16 protein-coding genes and 2 pseudogenes are annotated in these 16,720 nt (G+C 70.6%); 11 read left to right on the forward strand and 7 right to left on the reverse strand.

All coding sequences use genetic code 11. The features are described 5' to 3' along the window. The first annotated feature begins 92 nt into the window (after window positions 1-92). The 4 genes from ACIPM1_RS15280 (at window position 93) to ACIPM1_RS15295 (ending at window position 3,144) form a co-directional block, all read left to right on the forward strand. Entirely contained in the window at window positions 93-1,205 is a 1,113-nt protein-coding gene (locus ACIPM1_RS15280; RefSeq protein WP_402434062.1) for a PP2C family protein-serine/threonine phosphatase, read from the forward strand. Window positions 1,206-1,214: 9 nt separating this feature from the next. After that, window positions 1,215-1,751: a MarR family winged helix-turn-helix transcriptional regulator gene (locus ACIPM1_RS15285; RefSeq protein WP_402434064.1), complete on the forward strand. Its 537-nt coding sequence runs from the start codon at window positions 1,215-1,217 to the stop codon at window positions 1,749-1,751. A 264-nt stretch (window positions 1,752-2,015) separates the two neighbouring features. After that, the gene (locus ACIPM1_RS15290) at window positions 2,016-2,684 is read left to right on the forward strand and encodes a hypothetical protein (protein WP_402434067.1); all 669 of its coding nucleotides are present in this window, start codon (window positions 2,016-2,018) and stop codon (window positions 2,682-2,684) included. Window positions 2,685-2,745: 61 nt separating this feature from the next. Continuing rightward, window positions 2,746-3,144 (forward strand): hypothetical protein, encoded by a 399-nt coding sequence (locus ACIPM1_RS15295; protein ID WP_402434070.1) that lies wholly within the window; start codon window positions 2,746-2,748, stop codon window positions 3,142-3,144. 208 nt (window positions 3,145-3,352) lie between these two features. Here the strand turns inward: ACIPM1_RS15295 and ACIPM1_RS15300 are convergent, their stop codons facing one another. Continuing rightward, the gene (locus ACIPM1_RS15300) at window positions 3,353-5,068 is read right to left on the reverse strand and encodes a chloride channel protein (protein WP_402434073.1); all 1,716 of its coding nucleotides are present in this window, start codon (window positions 5,066-5,068) and stop codon (window positions 3,353-3,355) included. Window positions 5,069-5,620: 552 nt separating this feature from the next. Between ACIPM1_RS15300 and ACIPM1_RS15305 the strand changes: the two genes are divergently transcribed. Next, window positions 5,621-6,139 (forward strand): hypothetical protein, encoded by a 519-nt coding sequence (locus ACIPM1_RS15305; protein ID WP_402434076.1) that lies wholly within the window; start codon window positions 5,621-5,623, stop codon window positions 6,137-6,139. A gap of 35 nt (window positions 6,140-6,174) precedes the next feature. On the opposite strand, the pseudogene ACIPM1_RS15310 reads toward ACIPM1_RS15305, so the two are convergent. The 4 genes and pseudogenes from ACIPM1_RS15310 to ACIPM1_RS15325 form a co-directional block, all read right to left on the reverse strand. After that, window positions 6,175-6,739, reverse strand: a pseudogene (locus tag ACIPM1_RS15310) (IS5 family transposase). A gap of 53 nt (window positions 6,740-6,792) precedes the next feature. Further along, window positions 6,793-7,341 carry a GNAT family N-acetyltransferase gene (locus tag ACIPM1_RS15315; RefSeq protein ID WP_402434079.1) on the reverse strand — a complete coding sequence of 183 codons (549 nt, stop codon included), beginning with the start codon at window positions 7,339-7,341 and terminating at the stop codon, window positions 6,793-6,795. Between the two features lie 114 nt (window positions 7,342-7,455). After that, a complete protein-coding gene (locus tag ACIPM1_RS15320; RefSeq protein ID WP_402434082.1) occupies window positions 7,456-8,712 on the reverse strand; it encodes an MFS transporter in 1,257 nt (418 codons plus the stop codon). After that, window positions 8,703-9,218: a MarR family winged helix-turn-helix transcriptional regulator gene (locus ACIPM1_RS15325; RefSeq protein ID WP_402434085.1), complete on the reverse strand. Its 516-nt coding sequence runs from the start codon at window positions 9,216-9,218 to the stop codon at window positions 8,703-8,705. Before ACIPM1_RS15325 ends, ACIPM1_RS15320 begins: the two co-directional genes overlap by 10 nt. Before the next feature lie 230 nt (window positions 9,219-9,448). Between ACIPM1_RS15325 and ACIPM1_RS15330 the strand changes: the two genes are divergently transcribed. Beyond that, the gene (locus tag ACIPM1_RS15330; protein WP_402434088.1) at window positions 9,449-10,411 is read left to right on the forward strand and encodes an ArsR family transcriptional regulator; all 963 of its coding nucleotides are present in this window, start codon (window positions 9,449-9,451) and stop codon (window positions 10,409-10,411) included. A 109-nt stretch (window positions 10,412-10,520) separates the two neighbouring features. On the opposite strand, the gene ACIPM1_RS15335 is transcribed toward ACIPM1_RS15330, so the two are convergent. Beyond that, the gene (locus ACIPM1_RS15335) at window positions 10,521-11,519 is read right to left on the reverse strand and encodes an aldo/keto reductase (RefSeq protein WP_402434091.1); all 999 of its coding nucleotides are present in this window, start codon (window positions 11,517-11,519) and stop codon (window positions 10,521-10,523) included. 135 nt (window positions 11,520-11,654) lie between these two features. Here ACIPM1_RS15335 and ACIPM1_RS15340 point away from each other — a divergent pair. Beyond that, window positions 11,655-11,786 (forward strand): annotated as a pseudogene (locus ACIPM1_RS15340) (LysR family transcriptional regulator); the annotation flags it as partial. A 241-nt stretch (window positions 11,787-12,027) separates the two neighbouring features. Next, window positions 12,028-12,543, forward strand: a complete 516-nt coding sequence (locus ACIPM1_RS15345) for a LysR family substrate-binding domain-containing protein (protein WP_402434094.1) — start codon at window positions 12,028-12,030, stop codon at window positions 12,541-12,543. A 94-nt stretch (window positions 12,544-12,637) separates the two neighbouring features. Here ACIPM1_RS15345 and arsM read toward each other — a convergent pair whose 3' ends face one another. Further along, a complete protein-coding gene (arsM, locus tag ACIPM1_RS15350) occupies window positions 12,638-13,531 on the reverse strand; it encodes an arsenite methyltransferase (RefSeq protein WP_402434097.1) in 894 nt (297 codons plus the stop codon). Window positions 13,532-13,763: 232 nt separating this feature from the next. Between arsM and ACIPM1_RS15355 the strand changes: the two genes are divergently transcribed. From ACIPM1_RS15355 to ACIPM1_RS15365, 3 genes are all read left to right on the forward strand, one after another. After that, window positions 13,764-14,312: an ArsR/SmtB family transcription factor gene (locus ACIPM1_RS15355; protein ID WP_402434822.1), complete on the forward strand. Its 549-nt coding sequence runs from the start codon at window positions 13,764-13,766 to the stop codon at window positions 14,310-14,312. Next, complete coding sequence (locus ACIPM1_RS15360) at window positions 14,309-15,610, forward strand: MFS transporter (protein ID WP_402434099.1); 1,302 nt, start codon at window positions 14,309-14,311, stop codon at window positions 15,608-15,610. The genes ACIPM1_RS15355 and ACIPM1_RS15360 overlap by 4 nt, the downstream gene beginning before the upstream one ends. A gap of 110 nt (window positions 15,611-15,720) precedes the next feature. Further along, on the forward strand, window positions 15,721-16,656 hold the full coding sequence (locus tag ACIPM1_RS15365; RefSeq protein ID WP_402434102.1) for a YcxB family protein: 936 nt from the start codon (window positions 15,721-15,723) through the stop codon (window positions 16,654-16,656). Window positions 16,657-16,720: the final 64 nt, after the last annotated feature.

Consider the following 16,720-nt stretch of genomic DNA (forward strand, 5'->3'; position numbering starts at 1 on the left):
GCAGAACCTTTGCATAGTCTAAACGTAGAGAGGGGCGGCGGCCAGAAGCGCCGGAGCCGCTCTCGAGCACTGCTGTCCAGCGGGAGGACCTCATGACCATGGCCAAGTCGGCAGCCGGTGTCTCGGTGCTGTTCTGGATGCCGGTGGCGGTGATGGCCGTGGTGGCCGCGGCGGATGTCGTCGCCGGGCCGGGCATCGGGTTCCTGCCCCTGGTCTCGCTCGGCCCGGCGTTCTCGGGGCTGCTGGGCGGATGGCGGCGTACCGCGCTGATCGGCGTGGTGGCCCTGCTGGTGTGCGTGGGGCTCGGTCTGTACGACGGGCTGTTCGTGGAACGCCGGGGGTTCACGGCGATGGCGTCGGTCGCGGGTGTCACCGGCGCGGGCATCGCGGCGGCCGTGATGCGCTCGCACCGGGAAGAGGAACTGGCGGGCGTGAAGTCGATCGCGGAGGTGGCCCAGCGGGTGCTGCTGCGGCCGGTACCGCGGACCGCCGGGCCGCTGCAGGCGGCGGTGTCGTACACCTCGGCGGTCGCCGAGGCGCGGATCGGTGGTGATCTGTACGAAGTGGTCGCCTCGCCGCACGGGATCCGGGTGATCGTGGGGGACGTGCAGGGCAAGGGGCTGGCCGCGGTGGAGACGGCCGCCGTGGTGCTCGGGGCCTTCAGGGAGGCGGCGTACGACGAGCCCGACCTGGTCGGCCTGGGCGAGCGGTTGGAGCGGAGCGTGGCCCGGGAACTGAGAGGGGAGAAGTTCGTGACCGCTGTGCTGGCCCAGTTCGCCCCGGGGCAGGACGTCGTCCTCCTCAACCACGGTCACCCGGCCCCGATGGTGGTCCGGGAGGACGGCACCGTCGATTTCCCGCAGCCTCCCTCCTACGCCCTGCCCCTCGGCCTGGGCGCGCACGACAGCGAGGCCCCGGAGCCCTATCGCGTGGGCTTCGGGCCTGGCGATCAGCTTCTGCTCTACACCGACGGCGTCACCGAGGCACGGGACGCACGCGGCTCCTTCTACCCTCTCGGTGAGCGCGCGGCCCTGCTCGAGGGTCCCGACGCACAGCGCGCCCTGGAGGCCCTTCGCGAGGACCTGGTACGGCACGCTGCCGGACCGCTCCAGGACGACGCTGCGATGCTGCTGCTCCGGTACCGCGGCCGACCGGAAGAAGAATCCGCCCCCCTGGCGTGCGAGGCAGGGACTTCACCACGGTAGAAAGGACACATGCCGGAGCGCGAGACCCCCGTGGGGGCCATGGAAGATGTCGATGCGGTCACCCGGGCGGTGCTGACCGCCTCCAGGCTGCTCGTGGCCGTCTCCGCCCGATCCCTCGCCGAGGTCGAGGAGCGGGTGACCGTCCCGCAGTTCCGGATGCTGGTCGTACTGTCCACCAGGGGCGCCACCAAGCTCGTCGCGCTCGCGGACCTGCTTCAGGTGGCTCCGTCGACGGCCATGCGCATGGTGGACCGGCTCATCGCGGCCGGGCTCGCCGACCGGCAGGCCAACCCCGACAATCGCCGCGAGACACTGCTGCGGCTCACCGAGGAAGGGCGCCGTACGGTCGAGAATGTGACCGCCCGGCGACGCGCCGAGATCGCTTCGATCGTGGCCCGCCTCAGCCCGACGCAGCGGCTGGCGCTCGTCGAGGCGCTCAACGCCTTCAACGAGGCAGGGACGGAACCGCCCGCTCCAGCGGTGGACGCCCTCGAGCCGCACCCGCTCGGCTGGGTGGTGGACGCCACGGTGGCGCACGACAGGTGACCCGCCACGGGTTCGGTGCCGCCCTTGGCCCCCTTCCCCGGACCCGCACTGTTTTTGCATAATGCAAGCGAATGGTGGGGCTTGAGGCTTCGTTGCCGGGCTCTGACGTGGCAGTCCGGGTCTTGCGAGCGCGTTCGCCGAGCAGGCGGGTCCGCGTCCGGGGCGGCAGGACACGGAGCCGGTGACGGACGGGAAATGACGTTGCGGACGAGACACGGGATGCGCCGACTGGGTGTGCGCCGGTCCGCGGCGGAGCCACACCTGATGGCGCATGTGCGGTCCATGGTGTGGGGGCCGGCCGAATTCGTCGGCCTGCCGCCGAGGTGGCTGCTGGTGGAGGGGATTCTCGCGGGATTCCTCGCAGCCGGAGCGATCGTCGGCACCACCGTGGTCGGCGTCTGGACCGGCAGACCCTCGCTGGCCAACGGCGAGGCCGGCCTCGCCTGCGCCGCGGCCCTCGTCCTCTATCTGCTCCTGGTGCGGGCCGGCCGGGCGCTGCTCGGCATCGTCGCCGTGATCGCCGCATGCCTTGCGCTTCAGGCCCCGCAGGCCGCCGCGGGGGTGCTGCTCTCGGCAGAGGGACGAGTGCAGCCCGTGGTGGTCACCTCCGTCGAGGCGGGGCGCGCGGCGGGCGGCGGACGCGACCGCTACCTCTGCTCGGTGGTGGACGCCGAGGGCGCGCCGCTCACGGTGCGCATCTGGCGCGGCTGCGGGCGGGCAACCCGGCCTGGAGACGCTCTCGCCGTCCTCTACGACCCGAAGGGCCGGGTCGCCCCCCGTGGCCTGGGAGTCGGGACGACGCCGACGGGACCGCTGCGCGACCTGGCCCCCTGGGTCGTCGCACTCGTCGTCGGGAGCACCGTCGCCGTGGTTCGCTCCTTTCGGCTTTCCAGCCCGTCCGAACCAGCCGGCCGTCGACCGGGCAGGCGGTGAGGAAAACGACGATCATGGCGAGCTGCGTACGAGTGTCAGTGGTCGCTGCGATGCTGACGGCATGATCACGTGGAACCTGCTTGATCTCGACAAGGCCCTGCGAGCCGGCTGGGCCGCAGACACCTGCTCGCCCGATGACCGGGCCGACTGGCAGCCGGACAATCCGGCCTGGGGGCACTGCGATATCACTGCCTTGATCGTCAACGACATCTTCGGCGGCGATCTCATAGTCGGTGAGGTGCGCCTTGACGGGACCCAGCATGGTTTCCACTGGTGGAACAGGCTGCCCAGCGGCGTGGAACTCGACCTGACGCGCGAGCAGTTCCAGCGCGGACAGACCGTCACGGCTGCCCGCGTCGTCGAGCGCCCGCCGGGCCCGCTGCCGAGACGCCGGGACGAATACCGCCGTCTGCGCGAGCGGGTCATCAAACACCTCGGTCCGCTTCCGGAGCCGGCGTGAGGCAGCCGGGAATCAGCCCGACTGGTTCACGGGAATCAGCCGGACTGGTTCAGCGGGACGACGCCCCGACCGCCGGTGGCCTGGCCGCAGGGCGGCATGCCGATTCGTCGATGACGATGACACGGCAGCGGGTGATCCCTGCGACGGCCTTGGAGACGGCGTGGTCGACGGTCGCTGGTCCGGGATTCCCGGGTGGGCTCCTCGTCGGTCATGCGTTGGGGCGCCGTGGGAGCGAGCGGCGTCGCTGTGCGGGCGCGTGCAGCGCGCGCAGCGCGCTCTGGTGGCTGAGCCAGCCGACCGGCCTGCCGTGGGCCGACTCGAGGACCGGCATGCCGGTCCCTCCCGTTGAGAGCAGGGCGTGCAGAGCCTGGGCCAGGGGCTGGTCGACTGTGACGGAAGCGGGCGGCTCGGCGAGCTGCCCGACGAGCCTCGGTGCGCCCTCCGGTTGTTCCGCCAGCGCTTCGGCCACCGCCTGGGCGGTGACGACGCCGACGTAGTCTCCGGCCTCGTCGAGCACCGGGAGCGCTCCGTGGCCCGACAGACTCAGCAGGTCGGCCGCGTCCGTCAACCCCGTGGCTGCCGGCAGGGGCGAGGGCAGGACCTCCATGACGGTGCTGACCTGCTGAGCGCCGATACGCGCCCCGAGAGCGGGGCCTTCCAGGTCGATGCCGCGGCGGCGCAGCTTGAGGGTGTAGATCGTGTCGCTGGTCAGCAGGCGGCTGGAAGCGGTGGCCAGCACGATGGCCAGCATCAACGGCAGGATGATCGAGTACTCGCCGGTCAGCTCGAAGAGGATCACCACGGCGGTGATAGGCGCCCGGGCCGCCCCGGCGAACACGGCGCCCATGCCGACGAGTGCGTACGCGCCCACCGGGCCCGCCGCGCCGGGCAGCAACCGGTGGACGCCGATGCCGTACGCCGAACCCAGCATCGCGCCGATGAACAGGCTGGGCGCGAAGACCCCGCCCGATCCGCCGATCCCGATCGTCAGGCTGGTCGCCAGCATCTTGCCGCCCAGCAACAGCAGCACGAAGCCGACCGCGTAGCCGCCCGCGGTCGCCTCCTGCAGCACCGGATAACCGACGCCGTACATCTCGGGCAGGACCAGCAGCACCAGGCCCAGGGCGAGGCCGCCGACCGCCGGGCGCAGCCACTCCGGGCCGCGCCAGAGCCAATCGCAAGCGTCCTCGACCAGGTAGAGGAACCGCGAGAAGCCCACTCCGACCGCCGCGGCGATGACGCCCAGCAGGGCGACCAGGCCGTACTGGGCGAGGTGCTCGACACGGAAGGCCGGCAGGCGCAGGAAGGCCGCGTTGCCGAAGGCCGCGCGCCCGATGACGCTCGCGGTGACGCTGGCCAGTACCGTCGCACCGAACGCCTCGGCGGAGAAGGTGCCCAGGATCAGCTCCATGGCGAAGAAGACACCGGCCAGGGGCGCGTTGAAGGTGGCAGCGATCCCGCCCGCCGCACCGCAGGCGACCAGCAGTCGCATCCGGCCCTCGCTCACCTTCGCCACACGGCCCAGCGTCGAGCCGAGCGCCGAGCCGATCTGCACGATCGGGCCCTCACGGCCCACCGACCCGCCGGAACCGATGGTCAGGGCAGAGGCGAGCGTCTTGACCACGGCGACCTTGGGGCTGATCCGTCCGCCGCGCTGGGCCACCGCGAGCATGACCTCGGGCACTCCGTGACCCCGTGCCTCCTTGGCGAAGCGGTGCACCAAGGGCCCGTACAGCAGACCGCCGATGACAGGAGCCAGGAGAAGAAAGTACGGACCGAGCCACGGCACATGCCCATTGCTCGCGCCGGCCGAGGCGGCGTAATCGGCATGACCCGAAAGGAGACGGGTGAACGTCGTGATGCACCAGCGGAAGACGACCGAGCCCGCGCCCGCCCCGGCGCCCACCACCACGGCCAGTGCCATCAGGCTCGCTGGTGCGGTCCGAAGTCCTGCGAGCCTCGGCCCGCGTGTGAAGCCACTTGTCGCGCTGCTGGTCACTTGCTTCCCGTCCGCTGTCGCCGGTACGGCACTCATCGCACTCCTTCCGTACCTTTGCATTATGCAAAACGCGTCAAGTGGACGGGTCACGGGGGCACGGGTTCCTCGCCTCTCATCACGGTGGGCGTCCACGGTTCCGAACCGAGCGGGCCGCCGGACGGCGCGACAGAGGGAATGTGTCGGTTCGACCACGACCGCGAGGGCCGCGCCCCCTGGTGCCGGGTGCCACCTGGTGCGGGGCGTCCCTGTGATCCGCTCCCGGGGTGGGCCGCGCCGGCGACAACCGAGCGGGTTGTCGCCGAACATGGTGTGCGCGAACAGGTCGTGCACGCAGTCGCCCGGGTCGTCCGGCGAGCTCCGCGCCGTCCCGAGCTGCGTCCGAACGGCGCCTCTCGTCAGGCCGGCAGCAGTCTCGCGGCGCTAGGTCGTGTCCGGTGGGTCGGCAGGGTTCCCTTGCTTGCCTTCTAGGCTGGCGCCATGGACAACGGGCTCACTCTCGAGAGAAACGCCTTCATCAACTTTCGACATCACCTCCTGGATCCGAAGGAGCACGGGTATCGGTGGGTCGCCATCAAGCAACTCCGCTTCTCTGCGGGGTTCCTGGACGATAGAGGGCTGCTTGGCGCACTGATTGGGCATGAGCAGTTCCGGGACGACTACGCAGGTGGTGGAGTGCTGCAGGACGGACCCCGGCACGGTCCGTATTGGCTGCGGTTGATCACTCCCGACCTCTACGAGCCCGTCAGCCAGGAGAAGGCCGTGCAGATCCTGCGGGAGTGGGTGGATCCGCTCTGGGACGTGCCCACCGAGCTGAAGGCAGGTCTGCAGCGGGAGGTGTTCGACCGCCTGGCCGCAGCCGATGGCATCTACTACCTCAGCGAGCTCGGTGATGAGGCGATTCATGACTGGGGACGTGTGCACGACTACTTCCACGAGTTCGTGCTCATCGACCGCTCGACTGGGCAGATCGCACTCGTCGTTGCGGCCGATGACTGAGCCAACCAACAGCTCATCCGCCGCGGCGGCTGAGATCAGTAGCGGAGCCACAGCCGAATCGCGGCAAGAGTGACCGTGCCGTGGAAGACGTAGGCCCTCTTGTCGTAGCGGGTCGCCACGGCTCTGGCTCCCTTGAGAGCGTTGAAGCAACGCTCGACTTCGTTCCTCCTTTTGTAGGTGGTGCTGTCGAAGCCGGTCGGCCGCCCGCCGTGCTACCGCGCCGTCGACGGCGCCCACGCCCCAGCGCCCGGGGCGGGCGGTGATGAGCCCCGGCCGCATGCTGGTGGGAGCGGCAGACCGGCGAATCCACGCTCACCACACTCCGGTCGATCCGTCCCTCGACGTCGGCGTCGGTCTGAACCGTCCGCAGGACACTCTCCCACGGACCATCCGCGGACCACCTGCGACGTCCGTCATAGACCGTCTTCCACTTCCCGAAGCGGGTCGGAAGATCTCGCCACGCAGGCCGGTGCGCTGCCGGAACAGGATCCCGTTGATCACGCGCCGGTGACACAGCCAACGTTCACCCCGCCCAAGGTTTTTGGGCAGATGCGGTTCGAGTCGAGCCCACTCGTCGTCCGATAGATCACCCGGCCCCACATCAGCCGGAACGAGCTACCGCCGAGTGAGTCACTCGACCCGTCACACAGGGCCTAGGCGCCCGGGTCGCGGAGGCCGACCGCGTCGTGCCTCCAGAACGGTTCCGCGTAGACCAGCGTCCCCGTCATCCATGTCTCGTACCCCGGCAGCCTGATGGCCTGGAAGGCGCCGTCCGGAATGCGCAACGACGGCTTTCGGAAGCCCTGTTCGCCGCCGGGTGCGAACCCGAAACGGGAGTAGTAGCCAGGATCGCCTTCCAGGAAGACAAGAGGGACGGCCCGGTCGGCAAGGACCTTCAGTCCGTGTCGGACCAGGGCCGATCCGACGCCGCGCTTCTGGTGCTCGGGCGTGACAGCCAGGGGGCTGAGCACCTGCACCGGAACCAGTCGCCGAGGGGCGTCGAGCAGACTGCGGGTGAACATGACGTGCCCGACGGTCTGTCCGTCGTGCTCGGCGACCAGGGAGAGACCGTCCCCCGGAGTGACCGATTCCCGCAGGGTGCCGACCAGATCGGCCACGACACGGCCGTGGTCGCCGAACGTCCGCAGGTGGAGGTTCCGCACGGTCTCTCTGTCACTGAGGAGTTCCTCGCGAAGGTGCATGCCCGCAGGGTAGGAAGCCCTCTGCACGCTCGCACCGGGTTTTGGAGCCAGGCCGACGCGGCGCCTCGATGCCTGCGCCGGCCAGGCGTCCTCCTCGTGCTCCCTGAGCCGGGCTCACGGGCCGGCTGCGGCCGTGTGGGGAGGGGGTGCCGCCGAGGAAGTACACAGGTCCGTCGTGGTGACGCCTACGAAGGCGACGGCGCCCAGACACAGCAGGCCGCCACTGACGAGAGCCGCTGCTCCGGAAGTTGCGTCCGCGACCAGGCCGCCGCGCATGTTGCCGATGTCGGGGCCGGCCTGCCCGACGATCTGTTCAGCGGCGCTGACCCGGCCGAGCAGTTCGCGGGGGGTGTGCGTCTGGACGACGGTGCTCCGGGACACGACGGAGACGGTGTCGGCGGCGCCGGCCATGACGAGGAAGGCCAATCCGGTCCATGGGTCGGAAGACATGCCGAACAGGGTCAACGCCACGCCCCAGCCGGCGCTTCCGCCCAGCATGACCAGGCCGGGGCGGGACAGCCGGGTGAAGGTACCGGAGAAGAGGGACGCCGCCACGCCGCCTACGGCGATGGCTGTGAGGAAGAGTCCGAGCGTCCGCGGGCTGCCGCCGAACCGTTCCGCGTTGACCAGGGGGAACAGGCTGATGGGCATCGACAGCACGGTGGTGGCCAGGTCGGTGAGGAGGGCCCCGCGAATGGCGGGAGTGCGGCCGAGGAAGGCCAGACCGTCCAGCACTCCCCGCAGACCGGGCCGCGCGCCCTCGTCGCCGGCTTCCATGTGCGGCAGGCCGAACGCGCCGTAGAGCGCGGCGACGAACGTCAGGGCGTCGATCAGGTAGCAGCCGCCGACGCCCCACCCGCCCACGATCAGTCCACCCAGGGCGGGACCCATCAGCATGGCGCCCTGGAAGGAGATCCGTCTCAGCGCCAGTCCCGCCGCCAGCTGGTCCTGGGGCAGCAGGTGGGGAAGGAACGTCCGGGAAGCCGGGCCACCGCAGGCGACCAGGCAGGACTGGACCGCGACCAGCCCCAGGACACCGGCCACCGGGAGGTGTCCGAGGAAGCCCTGCAGCGCGAGGAGGAGCGAGCACACGGCTTGCCCACCGGTCGTGAGCAGATAGAACTTCCGGCGGTCCGCCCGGTCGACGAGCGATCCGGCGAAGAGCGCGAGCGCGACGAGGGGAAGCGCCTGCGCCAGCCCGATGGCGCCCGTCCATGTGGCGCTCTTCGTCGTCTGCCAGACCTGGAACGTGACGGCGACGAGCGTCATCTGGCTGCCGAAGCCGGACAGTGTCTGGCCGATCCACAACCGCCGGAACGCCGGTGACGACCGTAACGGAGTCACATCGAGCAGCGTGCGCCTCAGCTCCATGCGGGGTCCTCTGCCAGCTTTTCGGCGATCCGGTCATGGAAGGTCTTGCGCTCCAGAGCCTGCTCGATATCCGCGACGACCCGGGAGAGCGGGTAGGGAATCTCCGCTTCGAGGTCCGCTAGAGCGGCCTCGGTGGCGCGCCATTCCGCCGCAAGGCGACCGACGACGCGGCGGGCCTGGTCGGTGAGCATCACCTTCTTGCTCCGCGCATCGTCGCCCACGACGGTCCGTACCCAGCCGGCCGCGCGCATCGCGGCGACCTTCTGGCTGAGTGCCGAATGCGTGCGGTGAACCGAGTCGGCGAGTTCGGTGATGGTCATGGGGCCGCGGGCGTGCAGGCGAAGCAGTTCCATGACGAAACTCGGTTTGAGCCCGTCGATGCGTTCTTCGGAGTAGATCCGGGCGATGTCGGCGTCCATCGAGTCCTGGAGCAGGCGCAGGGGCCGCCAGAGGCTCTCGTGCGTCGGGTCGAGTGCGTGGGGGCCGGGCGACTGAAGGTCGGGCATGAGGCAACCGTAACAGCACTTATATAAGTACTGTTAGTTTTCCCAACCGGTGAGCACTTGCAGCGCGGTCCCCCACCCGCCGGAAGCAGTGACAGTCCCCGGCCCTTACCTCGAAAGGCGCAAGGAAGGGGCGACTTCATGTGTCGGTGACACCCTGGGCGCTGGAAGATCACGCCGCCATGCCTCTGGGCCCTGGCTGAAAGGCCCCTGCTGAGCAAGGATCAGCCGACATGATGCGCTTGCACTTCACCGAAGCCGACCTGAGGAAGATCACCCTCAAGGGGCCCGACGCCCTGGAGGAGGCGGCCTTCAGCGTGCGCTGCGGGCGCGCCGGACCGACCGGGCCGCACCGCAGGCGGCCCGAGCTTGCACGATGGCACCGCCGAAGCCGCTCCGCGACCGAGGCCGGGATCCTCTTCGATCTCGTCCCCCAGGACGGGTTCTTACCCGACTTCCTCGTCCAGCTGACGGACGACATCGACATCGGCGCCGCTAGGGCGGCTCAGACGCCCTCCGAGCAACTGGCCTCCGACATAGCACAGTTGCGCGGCACGGCGCGAAATGGGCGCCGGCTGCGGGAACTGGCCGAAGGCGCGTCGAAGGCGCGTGAGGAACTGGCCAAGGACCTGCGGCGCTACTTCCGCTCCAGTCTGGCCGACCTGTGGCCGCGGGTCCGAGCCGGTGCCGGTGCGGACCGGGCACTACGGTCCGAGGCGCTGCTGCGCGGCGGCGTCGACGGCCTGCTGGCCACTCTCGGCACCTGCTGGCGCTGGGAACCACCTGTCCTGCACATTCCCTGGCCCGGCCCGGCCACCGTCGACGTGCCGCTGTGCGGACAGGGGCTCGTGCTGGTCCCGTCGTATTTCGGCGGGCCCGCGCTGATGTACCGGCCCGGGGAGCCCACCGTGCTGATCTACCCGATGCACACGGGCGACTCCCCCGGCGACGGCTCGGACGCACTCGGCCCCCTGCTCGGGCGCACCCGGGCGGCCGTTCTGGCCTCGCTGCAGTATCCGGCCACCACCACGGCGCTCGCCGACCGCGTCGGCGTGTCGCTGCCCTCTGCCAGTCAGCACACCGCCGTGCTGCGCAATGCCGGCCTGATCACCACGACGCGCACCGGCGGTGCGGTCCTGCACGCCCTGAGTCCGTTGGGGGCCCGTCTTCTCGGCGGCGACACCGCCGGCCGCTGACACGACCGGGCGCCGGCCCGACCCGCGCGCCGCGGGGCGCCGGCCGCCGGCGCCGCTGAGGTCGTCGTGGGGCTGGGACCCGGTGGGGTGCAGCTGGGGCCGGGTGTAGTCAGTGGTCGAGGAGGGTGCCCGTGCCCTCGGGGGTGAACCGGCTCAGCGCCTCGTCGATGCGGGCCAGTGTGTCGGGGTGCAGTCGGACCCGCGCGGCGGCGAGGTTGTCGGCGATGTGGGCGGGGGTGCGGCTGCCCGGGATCGGGACGACATGCTCGTCCTGGTGGAGCAGCCAGGCCAGGGCCAGCTGGGCCGGGGTGAGTCCGAGGTCGGAGGCGATGCCGCGCAGCGGGGCGTAACGGTCGTAGTTGGCCTTGAGGTTGGCGGCCTCGAAGCGGGGCAGGTTGCGGCGGAAGTCGTCCTCGGCGACCTCCTGGACGGTGCCGGTGAGGAAGCCTCCGCCCAGTGGGCCCCAGGCCACCAGACCGACACCGAGTTCACGGGCGGCCGCGTGCAGGTCCGGATCGACCGGCTGCCACATCGACCACTGCACCTGGACGGCCGTGACCGGGTGGACCGCGTGGGCCTTGCGGAGCTGGTCCGCGGTGACATTGGACAGACCGAGATGGCGCACCAGCCCCTCGGAGACCAGATCGGCGACGGCGCCGACGGTGTCCTCCAGCGGCACCTCGGGGTCGGGGAAGTGCGGGTAGTACAGGTCGATGACGTCGGTGCCGAGGTTGCGCAGCGACTGTTCGGCGTAGCCGCGCACGTACCGCGGCTCGGCGTTGACGGCCAGTTCCCCGAACGTGTACGAGACCGGGAAGCGGTGCGCCGGTGCTCCCTCGGGGATACGGAAGCCGAACTTGGTGGCGATCGTCACCTGGTCGCGGCGGCCGCGCAGGGCCTGGCCGACGAGTCGCTCGTTGTGGCCGTCGGCGCCGTAGCCGTCAGCGGTGTCGATCAAGGTGACGCCCTCGTCGAGGGCGGTGCGCAGGGCAGCCACCGCGCGGTGGTCGTCGATCTCGCCGTACATGCCGGGTGAGAGGACCATCGCGCCGAAGCCGATCGCCGAGGTCTGCAGGTCCGCCAGGTGGCGGGTGGGCAGGGCAGCCATGGAAGCAACTCCTGAAGCAATTCGGGATGCGAACGTGGGAAGCGGGATGCGGGTGCAAGGCCGGTTGCGGCCGTGGTCCCACTCTCCGCCGCTGTCTGCCTCCGCGTCCAAGACCTTGGGGTATAACCATGAGCTATGGACGTTCACCTGCGGGACCTCCGGTATTTCGTGGCGGTGGCCGAGGAGCTGCACTTCACGCGGGCCGCGGAACGGCTCTACGTCTCACAGCCGGCCCTGTCCAAGCAGATCCGGGCGCTGGAGCGGCAGCTCGGCTTCCAGCTCTTCGAGCGGCAGCGCCGGAAGGTGGAGCTCACCCCTCAGGGGGAGGCCTTGCTGACTCCGGCCCGGCACCTGCTGGCGGACTGGCAGGAGGCCCTCCAGACGGCGCGCGGCGCCGTCGCACCGGTGTCGCTGACCGTCGGCATCCAGACGGCCGTGGGCCGGGACGTGCAGCGCGACGTGCTCGCCGGGCTTCCGCGACCGGGGCTGGCACATCACCTTGCGGCTGGTGGCGTGGGACGACCCGAGTGCCGGCCTCGCCGACGGCACCTGCGACCTTGCGTTCGTCTGGCTGCCGCTTCCCGGCGCCGGCTTCGCCACCAGAACTCTGGTCAGGGAGCGGGTGTGGGTGGCGCTGCCTGTCGGACACCGGATGGCGGACCGTACGGAGATCGACTTCGACGAGCTCGCCGGCGAGCCCTTCATCGCCCTCCCCCGCAGCGCGGGCCCGCTGAGGGACTTCTGGCTCGCGACCACGGCACGCGCCGGGCGGACACCGCGTATCGGCGCGGAGGCCGGTTCGACCGACGAGGTACTCGAAGCCGTGGCCTCGGGACAGGGCGTCGCACTGATCGCCGAGGGCAACGTCGGCCTCTACCAGCGCCCGGACCTCGTCTACCGGCCCGTCCTCGGCCTGCCCGAAGCGGAGCTGGCCATCGCCTGGCGCGCCACCGACCGCCGGCCCGAGGTCTCCGAACTCGTCGCCGCTCTCACCAGCCGCACGGGCCCCCGCCCCCGCAGTTGAGGGAGGACGGCGCCGGCCCTGCGCCGGGCCGGTCTCGGGCCGCACGGTCGTCGATACATGGATACGTCGATACGTGGATCCCGCGGCGCGTGTATCAGTGCTGGCAGCCGCAGCCCGCCGCCGTCTTGGCCTCGGTGATGGTCAGGGCGGGGCCGGTGGACGTCTCCGCCGGGGTGCAGCAGGCGCTGACGCCGCAGCACGCGTCCGTGGCCTCGGCGTTCGCGGTGGGCGCGTCGGTGTTCAGGGGCTTCGTTGCGCGCACGATCGCGGAGTGCATGCCGTCGGCGACCGGGTGGGTCGGGATGATCTCGATGTCGGTGAACCCGGCGGCGGCCAGGCCTTGGCGGTACTCGGCGAAGGACAGGGCTCCCGCGATGCAGCCGGCGTGGTCGCCGCGTTCGGCCCGCTGTGCGGGGGTGAGGGCGTCGTCGGCGACGACGTCGGAGACTCCGATCCGGCCGCCGGGCTTCAGGACGCGGAAGGTCTCGGCGAACACGGCCGGCTTGTCGGTGGACAGGTTGATCACGCAGTTGGAGATGACCACGTCGACGGTGTTCGCGGGCAGCGGGATCGCCTCGATGGTGCCCTTGAGGAACTCCACGTTCGTCGCGCCCGCCTTCTCGGCGTTGGCCAGGGCGAGTTGGAGCATCTCATCCGTCATGTCCAGCCCGTAGGCCCTGCCGGTGGGACCGACGCGGCGGGCGGAGAGCAGGACGTCGATGCCGCCGCCGGAGCCGAGGTCGAGGACGCGCTCACCGGCCCGGAGTGCGGCGACGGCGGTCGGGTTGCCGCAGCCGAGGGAGGCGGCCACGGCCTCGGCGGGCAGGGCGTCGCGCTCGTCGGCGCCATAGAGGGCGGAGCCGAAAGTCTCGTCGACCTCGACCGGCTGGGGGCCGCAACACGCGGTGCCACCCTCGGTGACCTGCACGGCCGCCGCCGCGTACCGCCTGCGGACGGTCTCACGCAGGTCGGTGGAGTGTTCAACCATGACGCCCTCCTGGGCCACGGGGCAAGGCGCTGCCGGGAACGGCCTGCATCGACGTTGGTTGATGCCAGCCTGCGCCTTGAATCGAGGAACGTCAACATAGGGGAATGTCGAAACAGCGGCTTCTCAGTCCCGTCAGGTGTGAGAGTTGACTCTCACGCCTTGTGAGAGAACACTCTCACATATGGACCGTGGCAATCACCTGGGTGATATCGAGATCACCGACCCGAAGGCCATGCGGGCGCTGGCGCATCCCGTACGGCTCGCCGTCCTCGAACGACTGCAACGGCACGGACCCGCCACAGCGACGCAACTTTCACCGCACGTAGGAGCGACTCCGTCCGTGACGAGCTGGCATCTGCGCCATCTGGCGGGATTCGGACTCGTCCGCGACGCCGAGCCCGGAACGGATCGCCGGGCGCGACGGTGGGAAGCCGTGGCCCGGGGGTTCCGGTTCGAAGTGCCCGAGGACGAGGAGGGCCGGTCGGCTGCGAGGGTGCTGTCCCGGGAGATGTTCCTCCACTCCGCCGACTTGCCGCATCGATGGGTGACGCAGACCGAGCCCGGCCTCGATCCGGAGTGGCGCAGGCTCGCGGGGCTGGCCAACACCCGCGTGGTGGTGTCCGCCGAAGAACTGGCGGACATCGAAAACGCGATCGAGAGCGTCCTCGCTCCCTACATCACGCGTGACCCGGCCGACCGGCCGAGCGGCGCCCGCGGGGTCCGGCTCTTGCGCTACCACCTCCCGGAGAGCGCCCAAGAGCAGACCGGCGAAATCGTATGAGCAGCCCGCCGACATCACTGTGGCGGGACCGACGGTTCGTTCGCTTCTGGGCCGGGCAGTCGGCCTCCCAGTTAGGTGACCGCATCTCCGAACTGGCGTTACCCCTGATTGCCGTAGCGGCTCTTCATGCCTCGGCCAATCAGGTTGCGTGGCTCACCGCGCTCGCCTGGGCGCCGAACCTCCTCGCCATCGTGCTGGGCGCCTGGGTCGATCACCGAGTGCACAAGCGCCGCCTGATGGTCCTCGCCGATCTGGCACGCGCGTGCCTGCTGCTGACCCTGCCGACCGCATACCTGCTCGGGGGCGTGACGCTCATCCACCTGTACGCGGTGGCACTGCTGACCGGCGCCGCAGGGGTGCTGTTCAACACCGCCTATCCGCCCTTCTTCGCCCGCCTGGTGCCGCGCTCCTCCTACGTCGACGCCAACAGCAAGCTCAGCGCCAGCCGGTCCGCCTCCTACGTCGCCGGCCCTGCCATGGGCGGGGCTCTCGTCCAGGCCGTCACCGCGCCCGTCGCCGTGATCGCGGACGCCCTGACCTTCCTGGCCTCTGCCGCCCTCGTGGGGCCGATCCAAGCGGACCAACCGGCCGCTGTCAGTGGTGGGCAGGCAAGCCACTCTCTGCTGCGCCGTGCCAGAGAAGGGCTGGCCTTCGTCATCCGTCACCCGATCCTGCGAGCGAGTCTCGGCTGCGCGACGACCGTCAACTTCTTCACGTTCATGACGGCCACCGGGCTGACCGTGCTGTTCGCCGACCGCGTGCTCGGCCTGTCCGCAGACGTCATCGGGCTGGCTTTCGGTATCGGATCAACCGGAGCTCTCCTGGGCGCGTTGATCGCCCCGGCTATTTCACGATGGATCGGCCTGGGCCGAAGCATCGCGGTCGGCGCAGTGCTGTTCCCGGCTCCCATCGCTGTCACCGCCATGGCCGGCGGCCCCCTCTGGGCCCGCGCGGGGGCCCTGGGTCTCGCGGAATTCCTCGCCGGACTCGGCGTCATGCTGTTCGACGTCAACCTCAACTCCCTGCAAACCGCGGTCATACCGGACGGCATGCGCAGTCGCGTGGCCGGCGCCTACAGCACGGTCAACTACGGCATCCGCCCCATCGGCGCCCTCGTCGGAGGGATGCTCGCCACCATCATCGGGCTCAGGACAACCCTGATCACGGCCGCCGTCGGAGGAGCGCTGTCACTGCTCTGGCTACTCCCCTCACCGATACCACGCATACGCTCTCTGGCTCACATCGCACCACTCCTCGCCGACGACGCCACCGAGACAGCCGGTCACCCGGCGCCTTGATGACGCGTAGCCCAAGTGCGATGCCCCCCGTCGAACCCGGCCCCCGCAGGTCGCCGGAGCGGCTGAGCGAGCGTCTACGATCCGGTTGATCACCGAACCGGGGAGGGAACATGGCCGAGGGCCGAGAGTCGGAAACGGTCGCCGAGAGACCGGTGGAGCTGGCCTACCGGCCGACCGTCGGCGAATTGGCGTCCGCGCTGCGGGCACGCGCGAGGCACACCGGCGCGGGACGCTTCCAGCGCCGGGCGCTGGTCTGGACGCTGGCGTTCTCGGCCGTCGGCGCCCTGCTGTCGACGGCCGGCTCCGGCCGCCATGGCACACCGTGGCCCCTGTATGCGGGGTTGGCGGCCTTCGCCGCGTTCACGACCGCGGTGCCGTGGTTGCAGGCGCGCCGCCTCCACCGATTCGCCGAACGGCAGGGGGACATCTGCGGGACGGTCGACGATACCGGGGTCCGGCTCACCACCGAGCACAGCTCGGCCGGCCACGCCTGGCACCTCTACTCGCGCTATGTCGAGACCCCGGAGCTGTTCGTACTGCTCAGCTCCGACAAGTCAGCCGTCGGCTTCGCTGTCCTGCCCAAGCGGGCCGTCGCGGACCCGAAGGAGGTGAACCGGCTGCGGGCGGTCCTCGACCGGCGGCTCGTGCGCGCGGACGCCGAGGCGTCCGGAACCCCGCGGAGCCGCGGCCGGGCCGTCGGCCGCGGCGCCGGCTCCGTCGGACTGTTGCTGCTGGGACTGCTGATGTTCTTCTTCGCCTTCGCCGCCGTCCAGCACGCCACCCACCCCGACCGCTTTCCCGGGATCCAGAACAACACCGCCCCGGTGTCGGCCGTCATGCTGGGACTGGGGACGCTTGCGATCGCCGGGGCCTGGCGGCTCGTACGGCGGATGACGGCCATGCGGATCGTGACGGCCGTGCTCGCCGTCCTGGTCCTGCTGACCGGAGGCGCCGTCCTGTACCGCGTGGCGCCGATGCTCCACTGCTGGGGCTCGGACCGGATCGCCCGCGCGCCCGCGGGCTCCTACGTCTGCTACGACTTCTGAGCGGGCCACGGTCCGCGAGCGGGGCCGACGATTCTCCGCGGTAGCGGCCCCGAAAAAATGCCGC

The organism is Streptomyces sp. NPDC086766 (genome assembly GCF_044746005.1).
GTDB lineage: Bacteria > Actinomycetota > Actinomycetes > Streptomycetales > Streptomycetaceae > Streptomyces.

Excerpts from the sequence above, each read along its gene's own strand:
- ACIPM1_RS15280 (WP_402434062.1), top strand. The coding sequence starts at position 93 with ATGACCATGGCCAAGTCGGCAGCCGGTGTCTCGGTGCTGTTCTGGATG.
- ACIPM1_RS15285 (WP_402434064.1), top strand. The coding sequence starts at position 1,215 with ATGCCGGAGCGCGAGACCCCCGTGGGGGCCATGGAAGATGTCGATGCG.
- ACIPM1_RS15290 (WP_402434067.1), top strand. The coding sequence starts at position 2,016 with ATGGCGCATGTGCGGTCCATGGTGTGGGGGCCGGCCGAATTCGTCGGC.
- ACIPM1_RS15295 (WP_402434070.1), top strand. The coding sequence starts at position 2,746 with ATGATCACGTGGAACCTGCTTGATCTCGACAAGGCCCTGCGAGCCGGC.
- ACIPM1_RS15300 (WP_402434073.1), bottom strand. The coding sequence starts at position 5,068 with ATGGCACTGGCCGTGGTGGTGGGCGCCGGGGCGGGCGCGGGCTCGGTC.
- ACIPM1_RS15305 (WP_402434076.1), top strand. The coding sequence starts at position 5,621 with ATGGACAACGGGCTCACTCTCGAGAGAAACGCCTTCATCAACTTTCGA.
- ACIPM1_RS15315 (WP_402434079.1), bottom strand. The coding sequence starts at position 7,341 with ATGCACCTTCGCGAGGAACTCCTCAGTGACAGAGAGACCGTGCGGAAC.
- ACIPM1_RS15320 (WP_402434082.1), bottom strand. The coding sequence starts at position 8,712 with ATGGAGCTGAGGCGCACGCTGCTCGATGTGACTCCGTTACGGTCGTCA.
- ACIPM1_RS15325 (WP_402434085.1), bottom strand. The coding sequence starts at position 9,218 with ATGCCCGACCTTCAGTCGCCCGGCCCCCACGCACTCGACCCGACGCAC.
- ACIPM1_RS15330 (WP_402434088.1), top strand. The coding sequence starts at position 9,449 with ATGATGCGCTTGCACTTCACCGAAGCCGACCTGAGGAAGATCACCCTC.
- ACIPM1_RS15335 (WP_402434091.1), bottom strand. The coding sequence starts at position 11,519 with ATGGCTGCCCTGCCCACCCGCCACCTGGCGGACCTGCAGACCTCGGCG.
- arsM (WP_402434097.1), bottom strand. The coding sequence starts at position 13,531 with ATGGTTGAACACTCCACCGACCTGCGTGAGACCGTCCGCAGGCGGTAC.
- ACIPM1_RS15355 (WP_402434822.1), top strand. The coding sequence starts at position 13,764 with ATGCGGGCGCTGGCGCATCCCGTACGGCTCGCCGTCCTCGAACGACTG.
- ACIPM1_RS15360 (WP_402434099.1), top strand. The coding sequence starts at position 14,309 with ATGAGCAGCCCGCCGACATCACTGTGGCGGGACCGACGGTTCGTTCGC.
- ACIPM1_RS15365 (WP_402434102.1), top strand. The coding sequence starts at position 15,721 with ATGGCCGAGGGCCGAGAGTCGGAAACGGTCGCCGAGAGACCGGTGGAG.